The organism is bacterium (assembly GCA_030247525.1).
In the GTDB taxonomy this organism is placed as follows: Bacteria; Electryoneota; JAOADG01; order JAOADG01; family JAOADG01; genus JAOTSC01.
On the sequence record JAOTSC010000002.1, the window covers coordinates 1 to 19,319 of the forward strand.

Annotated in this window: 13 protein-coding genes; all 13 read left to right on the forward strand. The window is 46.9% G+C overall.

What is annotated here, in order from left to right:
• Positions 1-2,110 (forward strand): T9SS type A sorting domain-containing protein (locus tag OEM52_00310; GenBank protein ID MDK9698578.1); only part of this gene is annotated, 2,110 nt, incomplete at its 5' end.
• A 52-nt stretch (positions 2,111-2,162) separates the two neighbouring features.
• Positions 2,163-3,893 (forward strand): hypothetical protein, encoded by a 1,731-nt coding sequence (locus OEM52_00315; GenBank protein ID MDK9698579.1) that lies wholly within the window; start codon positions 2,163-2,165, stop codon positions 3,891-3,893.
• Positions 3,894-4,467: 574 nt separating this feature from the next.
• Positions 4,468-5,118 carry a cytochrome c3 family protein gene (locus OEM52_00320; GenBank protein MDK9698580.1) on the forward strand — a complete coding sequence of 217 codons (651 nt, stop codon included), beginning with the start codon at positions 4,468-4,470 and terminating at the stop codon, positions 5,116-5,118.
• Positions 5,119-5,201: 83 nt separating this feature from the next.
• On the forward strand, positions 5,202-5,954 hold the full coding sequence (locus tag OEM52_00325) for a cytochrome c3 family protein (protein MDK9698581.1): 753 nt from the start codon (positions 5,202-5,204) through the stop codon (positions 5,952-5,954).
• Positions 5,955-6,082: 128 nt separating this feature from the next.
• Positions 6,083-7,696 carry a hypothetical protein gene (locus OEM52_00330; protein MDK9698582.1) on the forward strand — a complete coding sequence of 538 codons (1,614 nt, stop codon included), beginning with the start codon at positions 6,083-6,085 and terminating at the stop codon, positions 7,694-7,696.
• Positions 7,686-8,729, forward strand: a complete 1,044-nt coding sequence (locus tag OEM52_00335) for a hypothetical protein (protein ID MDK9698583.1) — start codon at positions 7,686-7,688, stop codon at positions 8,727-8,729. Before OEM52_00330 ends, OEM52_00335 begins: the two co-directional genes overlap by 11 nt.
• An 86-nt stretch (positions 8,730-8,815) precedes the next feature.
• Positions 8,816-10,519, forward strand: a complete 1,704-nt coding sequence (locus OEM52_00340) for a hypothetical protein (protein ID MDK9698584.1) — start codon at positions 8,816-8,818, stop codon at positions 10,517-10,519.
• Positions 10,519-11,811 (forward strand): cytochrome c3 family protein, encoded by a 1,293-nt coding sequence (locus tag OEM52_00345; protein MDK9698585.1) that lies wholly within the window; start codon positions 10,519-10,521, stop codon positions 11,809-11,811. The genes OEM52_00340 and OEM52_00345 overlap by 1 nt, the downstream gene beginning before the upstream one ends.
• Positions 11,808-13,955 carry an OmpA family protein gene (locus tag OEM52_00350; protein MDK9698586.1) on the forward strand — a complete coding sequence of 716 codons (2,148 nt, stop codon included), beginning with the start codon at positions 11,808-11,810 and terminating at the stop codon, positions 13,953-13,955. The genes OEM52_00345 and OEM52_00350 overlap by 4 nt, the downstream gene beginning before the upstream one ends.
• A 7-nt stretch (positions 13,956-13,962) precedes the next feature.
• Positions 13,963-14,481 (forward strand): hypothetical protein, encoded by a 519-nt coding sequence (locus OEM52_00355; protein ID MDK9698587.1) that lies wholly within the window; start codon positions 13,963-13,965, stop codon positions 14,479-14,481.
• 185 nt (positions 14,482-14,666) lie between these two features.
• Complete coding sequence (locus tag OEM52_00360) at positions 14,667-16,157, forward strand: ATP-binding protein (GenBank protein ID MDK9698588.1); 1,491 nt, start codon at positions 14,667-14,669, stop codon at positions 16,155-16,157.
• Between the two features lie 159 nt (positions 16,158-16,316).
• Positions 16,317-17,699 carry a sigma-54 dependent transcriptional regulator gene (locus OEM52_00365; protein MDK9698589.1) on the forward strand — a complete coding sequence of 461 codons (1,383 nt, stop codon included), beginning with the start codon at positions 16,317-16,319 and terminating at the stop codon, positions 17,697-17,699.
• Between the two features lie 342 nt (positions 17,700-18,041).
• Positions 18,042-19,280 carry a 6-bladed beta-propeller gene (locus OEM52_00370; GenBank protein MDK9698590.1) on the forward strand — a complete coding sequence of 413 codons (1,239 nt, stop codon included), beginning with the start codon at positions 18,042-18,044 and terminating at the stop codon, positions 19,278-19,280.
• The last annotated feature ends 39 nt before the right edge of the window (positions 19,281-19,319 follow it).

The following is a 19,319-nucleotide window of genomic DNA, read 5'->3' on the forward strand; positions in this document are numbered from 1 at the left end:
AGGAACCGTACATCGGCAAAAAATGTCCGATGGCGTAAAGGATAGTAGTAGGGACAGACGCCCCTGTCTGTCCGACGACAATGTTCGCGACATGGTTCCCGAGTCGCGAACCACTGTAGGAAAATCTTTCACGAATTCGACAGACAAGAGTGTCTGTCGTACCGATTCGGGTCGAACCCCGAGTCCCGAATCCCGAACCCCTACGAATGGAACCCCCATTGCCCAATCCCCATTGCCCATTGCCGAGCTTCTCCTGCCAACATCCTTGGGGGAATTGCGAACGGCGCTGCCGAGTGTGTATCAAATCTCGGCAAATGGAACACGCAATGAAATCGATGCGGTATTTGAACTAACCGACAAAAACACTTTCGGGATTACGCTCCCCAATGGCTACAACCCCGACCATTCTTTACGCATCGATCCACTTGTTTACAGTACATTTTTGGGGGGAGGGAATACCGACATTGCACAAGATGTACTGGTTGATCGTAGCGGGATGATTTACTGTGGCGGTGAAACGACTAGTACGGACTATCCCCTTACGCCAGGTGCCGTGCAACCTTTCTACTTGGGGATGTACGACTGTGTGGTAACGAAATTTAATAGTGCATGTACGCAACTGCTATTTAGTACCTATCTTGGCGGGTCTTCCATGGACGCGCTGTTAGCGATGGCGTTAGCCAATGACGATGGTATCTATTTTACTGGCAGTTCCATGAGTCCCAATTTCCCCACGACGCGGAATGCGTATGATCGTACCTTCAATGGTGGCGAAGGGGATGGCGACGCCATTATCGTACATCTCAATAGTAGCGGTAACGAATTGCTTGCCAGCAGCTTCTTCGGTGGCACCGACAACGAAAATTCTGGATTTATCCTTCGCAGTCCAAGTAACTACATTTACATTGGTGGTTATACCAAGAGCCCGGACTTGCCAGTTACTGCCGGTGCGTTCGATACATCCTTTACTCCCATCACTAACTGCTATCTGGCAAAGTTCGATGCTTCGATTTCGAGTCTATTGGCTTGTACTTTTATCGGCGATTCTGGAGGTCAACTGCTCTTTCACGCCGAGTTGTCCCGTGATGGCTCGATTCTCGCTGCCGGAACGACGACCTGTGCGGCTTTTCCCACAACGCCGGGAGCCTACCAAACCGAGTATCGTGGTACCACCAACCAAGTTATCGGCGGTGATGGTTTTCTACTCAAAATCGATTCTTCGCTGTCGCAATTGACATTTTCGACACTATTGGGCGACAGTGCTATCGAAATGATTTATGCATTCAAAGTGTTGAATAACGACGATATCGTCTGTACGGGCTATACGAACTCACTTCACTTCCCTATAACAACCGATGCTATTCAAGATACGTTTCAAGGGGGGGGGTGCGATGGGTTCGTAGTGAAGTTTAACGCAACGGGTACCCGGTTGCTATATAGTACCTACCTGGGTGGTAACAATTCCGACAACCTTTGGGGAATTTGTATCGATTCGACGAATAAGATTGCGATATGTGGGAGGACACAAAGTTCGAATTACCCGACGACCGCGAACGCGATTCAACCAACATCCGGTGGCGGTTTCGACGGCATTCTCACCTATCTGGATAGCAGTTGTTCGCAGTTAGTAAATAGTACTTATCTCGGTGGTTTCAGTACCGACAATTGTTCACGCATAAGGCAGATCGGTGACGACGAATTTCTGGTCGTCGGCTTTACCGGAAGTCCTGATTTCCCCATTACCTCCACCGGTTACGATACAGCTCAAAACGGTGATTGGGACGTGTTTCTCCTGAAAATTATTCTTGATCCAGTCTCGGTCGCTACGGAGGTTTCTTCTCATCCGAATGATTTTTATTTGTACCCCAACTACCCGAATCCGTTCAATGCAACGACTCGCATTACTTACTCAACGCAGTTTCCTTCCCGGGTACGTTTGGTCGTCTACGACGTAACGGGTCGCAACGTTGCGACCTTAGCCGACACATTCCAATCGCCCGGTAAACACTCACAAGTCTTTTCACCGCATACCCTACCCTCGGGTGTCTATTTTGTCCAGCTCCAAGTCGGCAAGGAAGCGGTATCTCGCAAACTCGTTCTCCTAAAATAGGAACTAGTACAATCCAACGGCCTTAGGTGTATCAACCGAAGAGGAGCGCATCATGAAAATTGTCGTGAATCTTTTCGCATTAATCGTTCTCGTAGCTATATCTGCCGCAGTAGCAAACGCAGTGATCAATTTTCACGGTATGACTTGGAACGGCAATTCGGCATACGCACGGGCGTATGCGCCAAGTGGGTATTCTGGATTACAAACTGTAACGTTTTACAACGCCAAGTGGGAATGCGATCGTTGGTGGGATTCGACAGCGAGTGCGATGTGGGTCACCGGCACCTACGATTCACTGACGCATTCAGGCGATACGCTTCATTTGCGGTTCTATCGCGGCTTGAATAAGTACTATTACAACATTGCCGATACCAATGCGACACCCGATTCGATTCGGCAATTTTACAACACATTGACTAACTATTACAATAATGATATAATGGATCCATTAAGGCGAATTTATTTTGTAGAAGATTCTCTGATGCTTGCTGCGATGGGTCGGGAATATGTCTGGTATCAGTGCGATATCCGCAGCATCGATTTCCTGCGATATGGGAAATTCCGCTGGGATGTTCGGGCAAATTTCCTGAGCGATTTGAATGGCTACTTACATCCGGGATTGTGGATCTGGCATGACGATTCTATCAATACCAGTGCGACACCTGACGATACCATTTACTCGAATTGGCAACAAGCGCAAAACGAAATCGATTTTGAGTTTGGCGGATGGAGTCAACAACTTGGGGGATGGACTGACCAGAGTGGTTGGATGAATACGGCTGTCCAACCGTGGACCGGTCCGGATGCCGGGAATTGGGCTTGGTGGCCGGAACGCGGGAGAAATCTTCCGATCCAAGATGGCAGTTCGACTCATGAAATCACTTACCTACCGGAATCAATTCGATTCTTCAGTTACTGGGACACAACCGGAACCGATACATCCTGGACATTTCCCGATCCTCTGAACCCGACACCCCGCCGCGGCTACATCAATAATGCCGGATGGGGCGGTTTAGCCAGTGGTAAACCGGAACCCATTCGTACGGATTCATTAATTCTTGTGCCACGTTGCGGAATCGGCAATCGCGCCCGGATCGATTTATTGGATAAACTGCTCGGAACAGCAGAATATGACGATGGCGATTCATTCGAAATGGTTGTCACAAATTTCACGTGGACTGGCATCCCCGATCTTTCGTTTCGGGATACCGTTGGTGGGCCGTGGCCGTGGGCAACCGGTGAATGGCATCCATCGGGTTGGCATAAGTCGATGATGGTGACGACCGATTCGAATGTTACAACGACTACCATCAATTCAACCCATTCGTGCGATACCATCCGCTATGGTGAACGGGCGTGGGTGTATTGGGGGGTTCGTAACGTCGGAACCGCAACGATTCCGCCAAATGAAGGAATATCTACTTCGTTCTATGATAATGACGAATTACTCTTTACCCGGCAGCGCTTGGATTCGTTAGCGATTGGTGCAACCCTCTACGATTCGGTACAACTATCTTTAGAACCCGGCAACCACTGGCTGAAACTGATTACTGGTGTCGAGTATGGCGGTAGCAGTTTGGAAGAATTGCGGAAAAGCAATAACGCCGACTCAATCAAGATTAATGTCACTGTTCAGGACGCATCGTTAAAGAACACTGATGGGAGTGGGTTGTCACTGCAGCGTGGCGCACACTGCACAGAAGCAAAGGTAACTGTGATGGGCACTCGATGTTTGTACTTCAGTTTGTTTACCGATTCAATTGGCAGAACTCATTGTATGTAGAATAAAAAATCTTCGTAGTTCAGGAGCTTATGTCCGGACATTGCTAATCCATCTGCTATCCATCTGCTACAAATTGGGGAAAGTACTGTGGTTCTGTTCGGAGCTACAGTGATCCATTTGAAAGCTGTTCCGTTTGGTTGGAGCCAGAAGGTCACCTCCATCGTTTCGACTTCATCCGGAACGCCGAGATCCCAGTACACTTTCTCTTACGATTGTCTACTCCATTCTACAACCTTCCGTTATCAAGCTCGTGAATTGGAGAAAGATTCTTAGTTGGGTTTCCTCTAAAATGAGAATGAGGAATTTTCCGCAATGATTGAGTGATATGACACAAGTTGAAAGTGTGGAAAGTTATGAGAAGGGTTTCTTGTTACTTTGGGCTCCACAATTCTTTTCTATGTACTGTAATAATAATTACATAGAATATCGTTGCGTTCTTTTTGCCGTATCGGGTGACTACACAAAGAAACGGCACAGCTCTTGCACAGCTCAGGTTGTCAAAAAACCAAGCCCTACGTGAATTGGTTCACTTTGTCAAAGTTTTTATTTTACTTGTTTGTTAGGAGGATAATACGTGAAGTCCACGCTCACCTTCGTGGTGGCAATCCTATGTTTCGCTGGGCTCTCGTTTGCGCAGATTAGCGGCACGCCGCACGATCTCTCTTCCGCTACCAGCGGTTCCAACGCTTACTACTCCAATCAATCGCAAATCTGCATTTTTTGTCATACGCCACACGCTGCCTCATCCGCTCGCACTCAATTGTGGAATCGCAGCGAACCTGCTGGAACATTTCAAGTTTACTCCAGCCCGACGATGAATGCTTTTGATCCAACCGGTCCGATACCCAATGTGACAGGTTCTTCACTGATGTGTTTGTCCTGTCATGACGGTGTTACTGCATTAAACTCATTGGTCTATAACGGTAGACATGGTGTTCCTCAAATGACAGGTGGAAATACGCTTACCGGACTCGCCAATTTGAATGACGCCAGTGGATTAACCAACGATCACCCGGTTTCGATTAATTATGCAACCGCTGCCGCAGCTGATGCTGAATTGCGTCCGATTGGCACTTTGCCCGGCTGGGCAATCAAAGATGGCAACTCGATTCAATGTTCAAGTTGCCATAATGTTCACTCTTTTGGCGCAACTTCGGACATGCAACCTTTCTTGAATGCATCGAAGACGGGTTCCGCACTTTGCTTGCAGTGCCATATTAAGTAAACCGGTAGTTTAGCTGCGTCCAGTTCAGTAAGACGAAGCGATCTTAAACGACATAGCTTTTTTTTTTACAGGGAATCAGTGTCATGAAACGTCATTACGTCGGAATCCTAATGGTGGCATTAGCACTTTCTTTGTGCTGTGCGCTAGTTGCAAATGCCCAAATCGTTGGCACGAAGCACGACTTATCGCTAAACGGCGGTGGATATTGGGCTGGTAACGACCCGGCAAATCAAGTTTGTGTCTATTGCCATACGCCCCACGCCGCATCGACGACCCAAAAGCCGTTGTGGAATCGTGCTGCAACCGCAGAAACTTTCATTCCGTACACCAGCTTGTCCTACAATGGTGGAAATTACGCAGCCGACCCGACCGGACATCAACCCATGGGTGAATCGAAACTTTGCCTTTCTTGCCATGATGGTATCACGGCACTAAATGCATTACTTCACACCTATGGTCCCCCCATCCAAATGGTTGGTGGTTTCGACCAATTGGGTGATGTATATTACCCCGGTTCCCCTTACTCTACGGGAATGGGTGCGAACATCGGTGAAAACTTTCCCGGCGGCGCTGGTTCCGGCCATACGATCAACAACTTAGCAAACGATCACCCGGTTTCGTTTGCGTTCAACAACGCTTTGATTTTGGAAGATGCAGGTGGCGGCGCAGCTCAACTGCAGTTACCAGCAACCGGCAGCGCAATCAAACTGTTTGGCACGAATGGCGACCAACTCGAGTGCAGCTCCTGCCACAATGTTCACAGCAACACCAACGCACCATTCCTTGCGATGAGCAACAACGGAAGTGCGATCTGTTTAACTTGCCACATTAAGTAGTCTTAATCGGCTAAGCATAGATAGAACTAAGTATTGTGAGTACCTCACCCTCTAATATCAGTTACCATCAGAGGGTACTGAATCAAAAAAAGTGCCACTCTCCAGACCTTTGGGGAGTGGTTCTTTGCTTGATTACATCATTTTTTTTTTGTGTCACGTCGGGAATTGCTCAGCCACGACTGGCATTTCAAGCCGAACTGGAATCCGGTTATCGGACAACCCAGAACTTGAACGACCCTTCTTCAGGAAGTAAAGGCAGCGAATTTCTCCACAATTACGGATTTGGGTTGCGTGGGTATATCCTGTCCCCCAACTTTATATCCTACCGAGCCGGGATGCGGCTTCACCAATCCAATCGAAAGTATGGTGACACCTGGACGATCACCCGCACACTTGATCTTATTGATTTGAACACTCACGTTTTCCAAAACCGGCCGCTTTCGTTTAAGTTCAATTATCGACGAACACAATCGGACTTCACTTATGGTCGACAGACCGATCGGAAGTACGATAACTTTGCCGGAGCCGACATTCTCTATCAAAATCCGATACTCCCGTCGATTCAACTCAGTTATCTATACAACTCCACGGAATCCGATAAATATGGAACTGCCGGCTCGCACATCAGTTCGATTCGATTACAACGCTACACCGATTTGGCGACTGTTAGCGCATTTTTTCTGGATGAACAGCGCCGCGATTTGATTGGCGGTCGATTTGCTCGTCACCAGCAAATCCAATTGGATGGACAAGCGAACCTATTCGACCGAACAACCACCTTGACCTCCAACTTCGAGTATGCCGGTTACAACAACAATTACCGTTCCACTCGCTTTGGTACCCGGGTGTTAAGCATGCCCAATCCGAAGAACCGGGTGTTAGCACAATATGGCTTTAACACTACTCAAAGTATTGGTTCCTCAACATACTCAAATGTGCTCCAAGCGGATTACAAACGATTCTTTACCCCGGAGTTGACTGGAACAGTGCGGGGTAGTCTTTTTCGACAGATGCAACTCACGAAAACAACCGAAGAAGAATTTGTCAATCGAAGCGTTAGCGCAGGTTCCGAGTATATTTCAGTAAAGCTGCATAACGACAAAACGATGCGCACGATTGCCAACGGATTCTTCGATTACGACAAAAGCTCCACCACCGATGACAGGGTAGTGTTTCGCTCTGTTGGCGCTTACCAGATTCAACAACGGTTTACAACAAAGTTTGCTTGGTCGAATATGTACACGCTTTCGGGGCGGGTATCGCGTACCCGACAATTGAATGATTACAACGTAAATCATACGTTTGAAAATCAGATGTCGTTTACCCCAATTCGCGTCGTTTTGCTTCAAAACATGATTACCTTGAAGGATCAAGAGGGGAGACGGTTCACGCGAGGATTTGAGAATCGTAGCAATCTTGCGTTACTCTTTTCTCATGGGTTTTCGGTTCGTACCGGCTTGATCACTAATGTAACAGTACAACCAGATTACCGACGGGTTGATTATTGGACGAGCAATCTTGGATACGAAATCACAAGAAATCTGGTCTGGTCAGCCCAATCTTCCTACACGTTGGACCGGCAGGTAGATGTTGAATTCGGGAAGGTCGAATCGAGTCTTCGCTATCAATTGAATGAACTTGCACTAAGTCTTCAAGCTGAAGAAAGCATATCTCAAGATCGAAAAGATTTAACTCTATTCGTGAATGCATCGAGAAAGATCGGTGGTGGCCTTGCGAGATAAGCGACATTTCGCATCGATTGCAATAACCCTGCTGGCCGGAGTACTTGTTATTTCGGTTATCGGATGCTTTTCGTCTCAAGAAGCAGTAATCCGGCAGCCATTGAGCCCGATAGTATGGCCACAACTACCGGAACAAGCCCGTATCCGTTTCGAGTATTCCTTTCAGTCGCCGGAAGAGCTTGGTGTAAAAAAGGGATTGTTATCTTGGTTAGCAGGAGATTCTAAACAGAATCAGTTGATACAACCGGTTGCCGTGGCAGTGTCCGATGATGAGACGATATATGTGGTTGATGTGACGGGTGTATTGTCGTCTTATCAAGTTGCGACGAAAAAGTACCGTCAACAACGATCAACAAAATCGGGATTACTTCATACACCAGTTTCGTTAACGTTGGGAAAAAACGACTCCGTGTATTTAGTTGATTCAGAGAGCAAAAAGATTACAGTTTACACAAACAAACTTCATCCCGTTCGTGAATTGGAAACCGGGTTAGATCGTCCAGCCGGGATTGTTTGGGATAAGTGGTCGAATCGGCTATGGATTGCCGATGCCAAAGGAAATCGAGTTGTCGCATTCAATTTGTCCGGCAAAGTAGTTGCCCAGATAGGGGATGGGCTCGATTCATTAACAAAGTTGAATACCCCAACACATCTATGCATCGACTCATTGGGAATTTATGTAACCGATGCCTACAACTTTCAGGTGAAAAAGTATTCATTTGCGGGTACACTGACACAAACGTTTGGTAAGTTAGGTACTAATTCCGGAGCTTTTTCGCGACCGAAGGGAATTGCCATTGACTCTGACTCGAATCTGTATGTCGTCGATGCATTATTCGGTAATGTGCAAATTTTCAATCCGGAAGGAAAATTGTTGCTCTTTTTCGGAACAACGGGCGTAACCGAGCCGGGCAACTTCAATCTACCGAACGGAATCAGTATCGATCATCGTAACCGGATCTACGTTGCTGACACCCATCACGGGATGATCCAGGTGTTTCAGTATCTGGCAAAACAGGCGACGACAAAATGATGAACGACTCGAAAATAAAGTTTCAGACTCGATTTCAAGTTGTTACTGTAACCGCTGTTTGTTCGTTGTCTTGTGGGGAGGAGCCGATGGGACATCCAAGCAAGCTTACCATCCCGAGAATGTTGGCTCGCATCTTCCCGATTATCGTCTCAATGATGATATCACTCGCATTAGCACAGCCGGAAGCGGTGACCAATACAAAGCACAACCTGTCAAGTTCCGGGACTGGCAACATTCGCGCGGTGGCTGAAACTCAGGTTTGCATATTCTGTCACACCCCGCACGGTGCTTCTTCGGAAACGCCGCTTTGGAATCGCAACGCAGTAACTACCACGTTCAGTATTTATCCGTCGGGTGGTTCGATGCAATCGACGGTTGGACAACCCAACGGCTCAAGTCGACTCTGTTTGTCGTGCCATGATGGCACTGCCGCGATTGGTGTGGTTCGTAGTCAAGCGGGACCGATTTCACTATTGGGAACAACTGTTGGTGGGATGTTACCGGCTGGTACAAGTAATTTGGGGGTGTCGCTTACCGACGATCATCCGATTTCATTTACTCCCTCATTGCTTGATCCTGAAATTCGAAATCCGCTGCCTACCGATCCCGTTCATCTTGATCAATCCGGTCAAGTGCAATGCCGAAGTTGCCACAATCCCCACAACAACCAGTATGACGACTTCTTGGTAGCGACTACAAATCGGGGGACGTTGTGCACTACTTGTCATATCGAAAGCGGATGGGATGTCTCTTCCCATGGCAATCCACAAAATCCATTATTCAATCAATTGACAGAGCAAGCATGTAATAGTTGCCACGTCCAACATACGGCAGCATCTGGTCCAAGGTTACTGCGAGCGGTAGAAGAAAATCTCTGTTTAAGTTGCCACGATGGTACCCAAAATGCGAGTTGGGAAACTTCTGGTGCTGTGAATATGATTACGGTTTTCCAAAAGACTAGCCGACATAGTGTTTCGATGAATGCCGGGGTACACAATCCAGGCGAAGGTCCCTTGAACTCGATACCAACTCCTTCGAGCTATTTACCGGAAGAATCGCCGATTGCCCAACGCCATGTAGAATGTGCCGATTGCCATAACTCTCATGCATCTACAACCGAAGACCAAGTTGGACAAATCAATGGGGCAATTCGGAATGTGTGGGGTGTATCGGCAGGCGGCACAAAAGTTGATCCTGCGATTTTTGAGTACCAGATTTGCTTTAAGTGTCATGGAGACTCACGCAATCTCCCGACGAATCAAACGAATAAGCGGCTGGAGTTCGCCATTACGAATGCCAGCTTTCATCCAGTGGTCGCTCCCGGTACGAGTTCGGATGTTCCCGGTTTGCTTGCACCATGGACGACATCTTCGACGATGAATTGTACCGACTGCCATAACAGCGATGAAGATGGTTCGCCACGTGGACCCCATGGTTCGATATACAGCCCATTGTTAAAACGAAACTATTATACTGGAACACGTGAACCGGAAACTGCGTCACTGTATGCATCATGTTATGAGTGCCATGATCGAACGAGTCTGTACAATCCTTCGGTTTCTCATTTCGGTGAGCATTCTCGACATGTGGTTTCCCAACAATTTTCCTGTTTCCTTTGTCACAGTTCTCACGGCAGCGCAAACAACCGACACCTTATCCGGTTTGATAGCAATAATTTGAATATCTCACCCTCATCGAGTGGAAGATTAGAATATTTGCCCAGTGCGGATGGGCACGGAACTTGCTTCCTGACTTGTCACGACCATAATCATAATCCGGGTATTTACTGATGGCATTTCGAATGATGAAACGGGTAGTTATCGTTGCAATCACTCTTCTGATCGGGTACTTAACTCTATCGGGAGCTGGCTCTGCACCTTTGCTACAGGTGATGTATCCTTCTAAAAGCAAGATGGAAGTGTCGACGCCTCATCATTATCTCGTGGGAGATGTCGATACGTTTACGGTAACCCGATTGGAATTGTCGCGCACTACCGAGCGGATTGATCAAATGACAGCAAAGTCCGGTTCCATTCGTAGTGAGTTTGTGAAAAAGGTTAGTGGATTGTTTTCCCGTGATTTCCAGATTACTAATTTTGAAATCACAGTGTTTTCCTTGAAACCGAATACGAAAGAAGTGAAGCATTCGATTTACTTCCCCGCACAGAATCGAGTCAACCGGGATGCTTTTTGGCAATCACACGAGTTTCAATCGATTTATGAGAAGGTTTTTAAGGATTCGTTGTTCCGTGGTCTCAATTTTGTCGCGAAAGGTAATCTTGTTTCCCATGTCGAGTTATCAAAACGGCGGTTGCTGGACAAACTCGGTTCAAAATTTGTCATGCGGGTCGATTTATCACCCGGACAAAATGATTATACGCTTCGTGCGATGGACAATTCCGACCGAATTTTAGAGGAACACCGTTACTCATTCCTGTATAAACCAGCAGTGAGCGAAGAAATCAAGAGTTTACCGGGATACGAAGCGGTGAAGTTTCACACGCCGGAACAAGAACAAAACTGTGCCAGTTGCCACCGGATGAAACCGAATGCATCGGAGTTGACTTCGAATACGGCAACTGTCCGATTGTGTTATCCTTGCCATGTCTGGGTGACTGCCAGTACCAATGTTCACTATCCCATTACCGAATGGAATTGTTTCTACTGTCACAGTGCACCAAAATCCGGTGAATCCGGGTTCGATGTTTCCGATAAACGCAAAAGCGATCAAACCTGTTTTGAGTGTCACGAAGACCTGAAGGATGCTTTGGCGAAAACCGATTTTCCCCATGCTCCTGCTGGTTCCGGTGATTGTCTTATTTGCCATAACCCGCACGGCAGCGATTTTCGCGGGATGTCAGTCATGAAGCCGAACGACCTTTGTCTTTCCTGCCATGAGAAGAAATACAGCAAGGATCACCCTGTGATGATGCATCCCGTGCAGGGCGTTCGTGACAGCAAGTCTCCGAAACAAGAACTATCGTGCGTAAGCTGCCACAATCCGCACTATGGAAGTAATGAGAAACTCTTTTATAAAGCGACCGGAACCTTCCAGCTTTGTCAGGAGTGCCACAAAAAATGAACGTACGTCTGTACAAACATCGAATTGATCAATGGCGCGACTGTCATTCCGTTCCGCTCAACTTGTCTATCCTTGTTTTGTTGTTGATTCTCGGTATTGTGCCAGCCAATGCACAAACCCTTTTCGGACAAAGTGGTGCGCTTTCCACTCCTTCCGCTGACACCTATCCTGCAGGAAATTTCTCGGTTGGAAGTTACTTTCGTTCTTCATGTTTTCAGCCAGAACGGTTCGACGCTACCAGTGTTTATTTGATTACTGGATTAAGTCCAACCACCGAAGCGAGTTTTTCTTTCCCGGGAATTTGGGGTAACAAAACACCACCTGCTCATTTTGAAATCCCGGCGCAAATCAGCTTCAAGCAAAAAGTGTATTCCTTACCGAAAAACCGCTTCCGCTTTGCGGTAGAAGGAATCATGCAACGCCGCCCGATGGGGGAAGATTCCGTATATGATCAAAGTGCAAATTGGGGTCTCGGTGTAATAGGCAGCAGTACATTTGGTCGAAATACCTATCATCTGTTTTACAGTCGCATGGTGTCTCGCGGCAACAAGAAGAGTCCACAGGATTTTGCCGGCGCTGGATTGGATCGCTCGATTTCCGAGAAATTGGTTTTCAATTCCGATATTTATGTCGTGTCCGAGAATTTCTTTACCCAGCGCAAAGAAATCACTACGATGATGGGTTTTCGTTATCGGGTGAACTCCTATTTCCATGCAATTGGTGGCGGCGGTGTCGGTATTACCAAGGGTAGCAATGATTGGCAGTATTTCCTCGGACTTTCGTTTACAACCGACATCAAGAAATCCATCTATACAACCTTAACAGAAACGGTTCCACCCCCACCACCGCAAAGCGATCTTTACGAACAGCCCGGTTACGACATTGCCGCAGGTATTCCACCACCCGGATCACCGGAAATCATTGAAGCTCCGCATAAGAATGGCAATGGGAATGGTAATGGCAACGGTAAGAAGAAACCACCATTTATTTTTACCCGGTTGTTCTTCGATGAGAATTCATTTGAGCTAAGTGAATTCGAGCAACAGAACCTCCAGTTAATTTCGCGGGACATTAATAAAATCGGTCGCGACCAGTGTTTAACGGTTATCGGTCACTCCGATCCCACCGGTTCGAATCAAGAGAACTATGCCATTGCGATGACTCGTGCGTTAACCGTTGCGGGAAAGATTATCGACAGTGCCGGGTTATCGCCGGAGAGCGTCATTATTGGCGGCGCGGGCGAAGTAATGTTGTCGGATCGAAGAACGACATCGAATGCGTTGCAGATGAACCGGCGTGTCGAACTTCGCACCTGTAATCGGTTAAGTGTGCAATTGGACACGATACCTGAAGATAGTTGTACCATTCGTCAAGCAATTCAATGGCGTTCAGGCTCACACGGTATAGCAAAAGGTTTCAAACAGCTTTCCGTACAAATGGCGAACTGTCTGACGAAACTGGGCGAATTGCAACCAGAAGAATTCTATATCATCTCACCGAAGTGGGATCCCCAAGTTGATTATCGGACAACGGTTTACCGGACAGCGCTATTTTGGTTGTACACTGTGCAAACAAAGCAAATAGCACCCGAACGTTGTTTTCTTAAACTTCAGCCCGAATTGAATTTTGCCGGTGAAACTGAGAAGAATGCAGCATCGGAAGTTGGAATTGACGCACAACTCATTCATGTTGAAACTGGGTCAGACTCAGCGACCGTTCGGATTCGCTTTACCAATCAACAAAAAAGTGTCAAACGCTCGGTTTATATTGTAGTCACAGCGAATATCGATGGCAAACAAATTTCCGTTGTAGGTGATACACTACCTGAAGATGCGATTCCCGAGTACAATACGGGAAAACGGTATCAATTCAAACACCAAATCGAACGAGAGTTTTCATTTCCACTTACTACGCAGGGAAGCAGTAAACCGGACTTCCAAGTGTACTTCTACGATGCAAATGGAAAAACCCTTGGTACTACGCAAGCACTAAAATCGGAAGGGTTATCGCCACGATGGGCGAAGCGGTTTGCCGAAGCGCTTCATCTATCCGAAAAGGCAGTCGAACAACCGAGTGACTTGGAAATCAGTATTCGTAAGTATCGCAGCAACGATGTTAGAGATTTTAATACCGCAGAAAAGTGAGGATTGGATGTTTTGTATCCCCCGTAACTGGATGTTTCGTTTGTTCGCTATTGTTGTTTTAATGATGACTGTAAGTATTGTGATGGCATACCCGCAGGGACATCCGATGGCGGGTGGTTTAAAGAAGTCGGCGGATAGCACGAAAAGTATGGATTCGATCCCCCAAACACCGCTCCCGACATTCGATAAAGTTTGGATTTCGATTCGGAAAAGTAACGGCGACAGTTTAGCGCCAATGGCAATGATGCCGAATGAACTCTATGCACTAAAAGGAACCGATGTCTTGTTACGTGTTACCGATTGCTATAGTCATTGGATGATTAAAGGAAAAGCGGTAAACTACTCGAAAGAGGAAAAGAACCCGGCGGTGAAAGTCGAGATACTTAAGGGTGAGACGGTATTGTATACCCGTTGGGCATTCAAAAATATCCCGTTCTTTGGAATGAACAACATGATGGGACACACCCAATCGGGTGATAATCAACTCTATTTCACTTTGACAAAATATGAAGGGATGAAGTGGTAATTGTAGTGGTGAATAATGCTTGAACTGCCGGTGTGAGATTTCACAATGCAGTTGGCAGTATTACACTACCACACCATTCGCGTAGTATTAAAGCGATCTTATAGCTAATCAATGCATCCTTTCCTTTGCGAAAATGATTCGAGGACTGCAAACGACGATTTGTTCTTGAATTCCCGGTTTCCGATATGCTAATAAAAAAATTCAGTTTGCGATACCGGATCATCGCCTCGATGGTCTTAGCAATGACGATACCCATTGCCATATCGAGCTGGATTTCGATGAACGAGCACCGGGAGTTAATGATTGCACAACACAAGCGATATCAGCAGTCGCTGATACAACTCGCCTTGAACAGCGTCATGCTGTTTATGGACACCAACCACCCCACTGAAATCCACAACTCCCTGACAGGACTACGCGATGAAACCCACATCAAATCGATTCGAGTCATTTCCAATGAGGGTATAATTCGTTACAGCTCGAGTCATCATGAAATCGGTTCTGCCGTTCCCGATTCGTTGTGGCGGCGCTTATCTAAGAAACCGATTGATATGAAGACGCAAGATGTCATCGATTTCACAAACCAAACAATGACACTCGTTATGCGGATACCTAAGGAGCAGCGCTGTTTGGCTTGTCATGACGAACAAAGTCTCAACTTGGGTTACATAAGTATCGTCGACGACATATCTAACATAAACACCGAGCTGAATATCCACCTTCGCGAATATTTAGTGTTATCGACCGGGATAATACTTACCGTCGTGTTGACGATATTTGGTATTCACCTCCGTTTTGTTCAGCGCAACATAAAGCACATGGGCGGCGCAATATCAAAAGTCGAGCGGGGCGATTTTCGCTCGCATATCCCGGTTGACGACTCAGAAGAGATTGGGACATTAGCGCGCTCGTTCAATGGCATGATCGATCGCTTGAATGTGATGCGCGAAGAGCTGCGGATTGCACACTTGAAGGAATTGGAACGTGCCGATAAACTTGCCAGTGTCGGGCAGTTGGCTGCGAGCATGGCACATGAGATAAAAAATCCGGTTGCCGGCATCTCCAGTGCGATGCAAGTCTTGATTGAAGACCCCGATCAGGACCAGCAAAATGTCCAGATTTTTGAAGAAATCGCCCGTCAAGTAACACGCATTGATCACGCCGTGAATAGTTTGTTGTATTTTGCTCGACCGAGTGAACCACGGATGTCATTCACTTCGGTTGACACCCTGTTGGAATTTTCGATGAAACTGATTCTTCAACAGGCACGACAAGCGAATGTAGTTGTCAAACAGCATGTGGATGAAAACATCCCGGAGTTGTATGTCGATCCCGGACAAATCGAACAAGTTCTGGTGAATCTTTCGATAAATGGCATTCAAGCAATGCCGTCCGGAGGTACATTAACGATTTCGGTGACATACCAAAAAGAGTCAGACAAGATATTCTTTCGAATCAACGATACCGGAGAAGGTATCCCACCCGAAAAATTGAAAGAGATTTTCAAGCCGTTCTACACCTCCAAGCATAAGGGAACCGGTCTTGGACTATCGATTTGCACCGGTATCATTACCCGCCATGGCGGCGAGTTGTTTGTAGATAGTGTTGTAGGCGCTGGTTCAACATTTTCATTCGTTTTACCACGGGCTTCCCTTGCTTCCCAATCCAAGCTGTAGATAACTTTTCCAGTAACCCCCTCTTAGCACTTGAATTAGAACCGTTTCTTATTAACTTACATTGCGAATCGGCTATCGAACTCACGATTCTTTTGAATCAGACCGATTAGCAATGAAAGAACAATCATACAATTCCATTGCTTGTGGACAGGGGTGAGCGTGTCGGATTACAAAATCAAATTGTTGATCATCGACGATGAAAAGTTGATCGGCTGGTCGTTAGCCAAACAATTTGAAAAGGACGGTTATCAGACTTTTACAGCTTTGTCGGGGGAAGAAGGACTCGAAGTGTTCCGTCGGGAATCCCCGGAAGTGGTGTTCCTCGATAACCGGTTACCCAAGAAATCGGGATTGGAAGTCCTGAAAGAAATTCGACATCACTCACAATCCACCATCGTCATCTTTATGACTGCCTACGGATCTACCGAGACCGCCGTCGAAGCTATGAAACTCGGTGCCTACGATTATGTGAACAAACCGTTTCAATACAACGATGTCAATTCAATTGTCGAACAAGCAGTTAAGGCAAACAAACTCGACGCGGAAGTTCTGGATATCCGTCGTAAGCTTATGAGCCGCTACGGTTTTTCCAGCATCATCGGCGAATCGAGCCAGATGATGCACATCTTTGAGATTATCCGAAAGATAACACATTCAGAAGCTTCGACAGTTTTGATTTATGGCGAATCCGGCACCGGCAAGGAAGTAGTCGCCCGGGCGATTCATTACGAATCAAATCGTTTCCAGAAACCATTTGTAGCGATTAACTGTGCAGCATTACCGGAAACCCTATTAGAGAGCGAGTTGTTTGGCTATGAGCGTGGTGCATTTACCGACGCCAAGCAGATGAAACGCGGACAGTTCGAGTTGGCGGAGGGGGGCACCCTGCTCCTCGATGAAATCGGTGAACTCAGTATCCAAATGCAGGTGAAATTACTTAGAGCGTTGGAAACCCGAACATTTAAACGACTGGGTGGTACACAGGACACCAAAATCGATGTCCGGGTCATAGCAGCGACGAATCGTGACCTTCAAGCAGCAATAGCTGAAGGGCGGTTCCGGCAGGATCTTTATTTTCGTCTGAAAGTCGTCACGGTGCAGCTTCCCCCTCTGCGAGAACGTCCCGAAGATATTCTGATACTGTCTACTTACTTCATTAATCACTTCAACAGGGAATTTTCCAAAAAAGTTACCGGACTTGATGAACCAGCTCGATGTGCAATGCTTGCGTACGAGTGGCCGGGAAATGTCCGTGAGCTCAAGAATGTGATTGAACATAGTCTCGTACTCGAAAATGATACCCTCATCCGGTTAGAGCATCTTCCAATAGAAATCCTTGGCAAAAAGCCTCAAAAAGTAGATCCCAGCGCTGTCCAATTAGAGTTTCCGGTCACCGGATTCCCTTTAGAGGAAATCGAGAAGCTGGCAATCCAGAAAGCACTTAACTACGCCAACGGCAACCAATCAAAAGCGGCAGCTTTGCTTTCAGTCACCCGTGACACAATTCGTTACAAAATGAAGAAGTTCGGATTACTCGATTGAGCGAGTTTTTCGGGAAAGCTGAGGATTTACGCGCAGGGAACTGGGTGATATTGCACAGTCCAATTCCGATGTGATAATTACCGGTCGATACCACCCCTTGGTATTTGCGGAAAAGAAGCATCTGAGTTGTCATCTTGGATGGTGTCGCCTGGCAAGAATTTTCAATAATGATTTTATGTTGTTGTTATTATAGTGTTTATATTATACTAAGCTGATCATATCCCATTCGAGTCTTTCCTTCCCGGTCATCAGGTGAATTTCCGCATATATGGCACACTCTTTGCCAATCTGTCGGTAGCTAAATAGGCTTTACCAACCCAAGGTATCGAAGGATTCCCAAGAATGTTATATCACTCGAAACTCTCACGCACCGGAACGATTTGCATCGTTGCACTCATGGTCGCCGTGACCATCACGTCTGCCCTTGCGCTTCCTTCCTTTATCCATGCCACTCGCACCCTTGACGGGATTACCGTCCAGCCGGAGCGGGTCGCTGTAGCTCCCAATGGCATAGTTTATCTGTCCGAACCTCAAAGCAACCGGATCTTAGCTGTTTCGACCGAGGGGATCGTTGTGGGTTCGATTCCGGTTGCTAATGTAATCGCTGTTGGTGTTCTTCCGAATGGCTCACTACTTGCCAGCCACGGAACCCAAGTCGATTGCTACAATGCGAATGGCACTTTTCAATTCTCATTGGGTAACGGGATCGGCGAATTCAACAAGGCAGGCGAGATTGCTGTTGCAACCGATGGTTCGATCTATGTGACCGATACCCGCCAACACGTTGTCAAAGTATACCAACCTGATGGAACTTTCCGGTTTGCATTCGGCAGCCGTGGTTCCGCCAACGGACAATTTGTATTTCCGACCGGCATCGCCCTAAGCGCAAACGAAACCGAAGTTTTTGTTGCCGATCAAGGCAATAGCCGCATCAACGTATATAGCCGCACCGGCAGCTATCTTCGTAGTTTCGGCCGTGCAACCTATCAAGTCGGTTCAAGCTGGGTATTTGATGGTACGTTTACCCGCGTTCAGGGAATTTCGGTCGATCAACTGAATCGACTCTACATTTCTGATTTGTATCAGAATGATGTACAAGTTCTTTCAGCCCAAGGCGAATTCTTAGGCAGAATCGTTCCTGGAACCAGTCTTCCCTTCGCTCATCCTGCAGATTTGGTCGTAAGTGGTAACCAACTCTATATCCTTTCGACTTTCTCGAATCAAGTGTTCGCATATTCCATCGATGGCGTTACCAGTGTCAACAATCCAGCCGCCGCGATTGTTTCGCACTTTGCGCTGAATAACAATTATCCCAACCCCTTTAATGGTACGACTCGAATTCCGTTCGCCCTTAAGCAAAACGGTAAAGTATCGTTGACCATTTGGAACGTACTGGGTCAGCAAGTCGGTACTCTCATCAATGCGAATATGAATGCGGGATACCATGAAGTCGTTTGGAACACTACCTCCGGCAGCTACGGCGCAGTGACCAGCGGTGTTTATTATTGCAAACTTTCCGTTGTCGACGAATCCGGAACCTCTCTTTACCAGTCGACCGGTAAAATGCTCTTTTTGAAGTAACCGATTTTACTAAGTCTCTACACAATGGAGCGATTCTCA

What these genes read in the sequence shown, in the direction of transcription:
- OEM52_00315 (MDK9698579.1), top strand. Translation starts at nt 2,163, where the DNA reads ATGAAAATTGTCGTGAATCTTTTCGCATTAATCGTTCTCGTAGCTATA.
- OEM52_00325 (MDK9698581.1), top strand. Translation starts at nt 5,202, where the DNA reads ATGAAACGTCATTACGTCGGAATCCTAATGGTGGCATTAGCACTTTCT.
- OEM52_00340 (MDK9698584.1), top strand. Translation starts at nt 8,816, where the DNA reads ATGGGACATCCAAGCAAGCTTACCATCCCGAGAATGTTGGCTCGCATC.
- OEM52_00345 (MDK9698585.1), top strand. Translation starts at nt 10,519, where the DNA reads ATGGCATTTCGAATGATGAAACGGGTAGTTATCGTTGCAATCACTCTT.
- OEM52_00350 (MDK9698586.1), top strand. Translation starts at nt 11,808, where the DNA reads ATGAACGTACGTCTGTACAAACATCGAATTGATCAATGGCGCGACTGT.
- OEM52_00355 (MDK9698587.1), top strand. Translation starts at nt 13,963, where the DNA reads ATGTTTTGTATCCCCCGTAACTGGATGTTTCGTTTGTTCGCTATTGTT.
- OEM52_00360 (MDK9698588.1), top strand. Translation starts at nt 14,667, where the DNA reads ATGCTAATAAAAAAATTCAGTTTGCGATACCGGATCATCGCCTCGATG.
- OEM52_00370 (MDK9698590.1), top strand. Translation starts at nt 18,042, where the DNA reads ATGTTATATCACTCGAAACTCTCACGCACCGGAACGATTTGCATCGTT.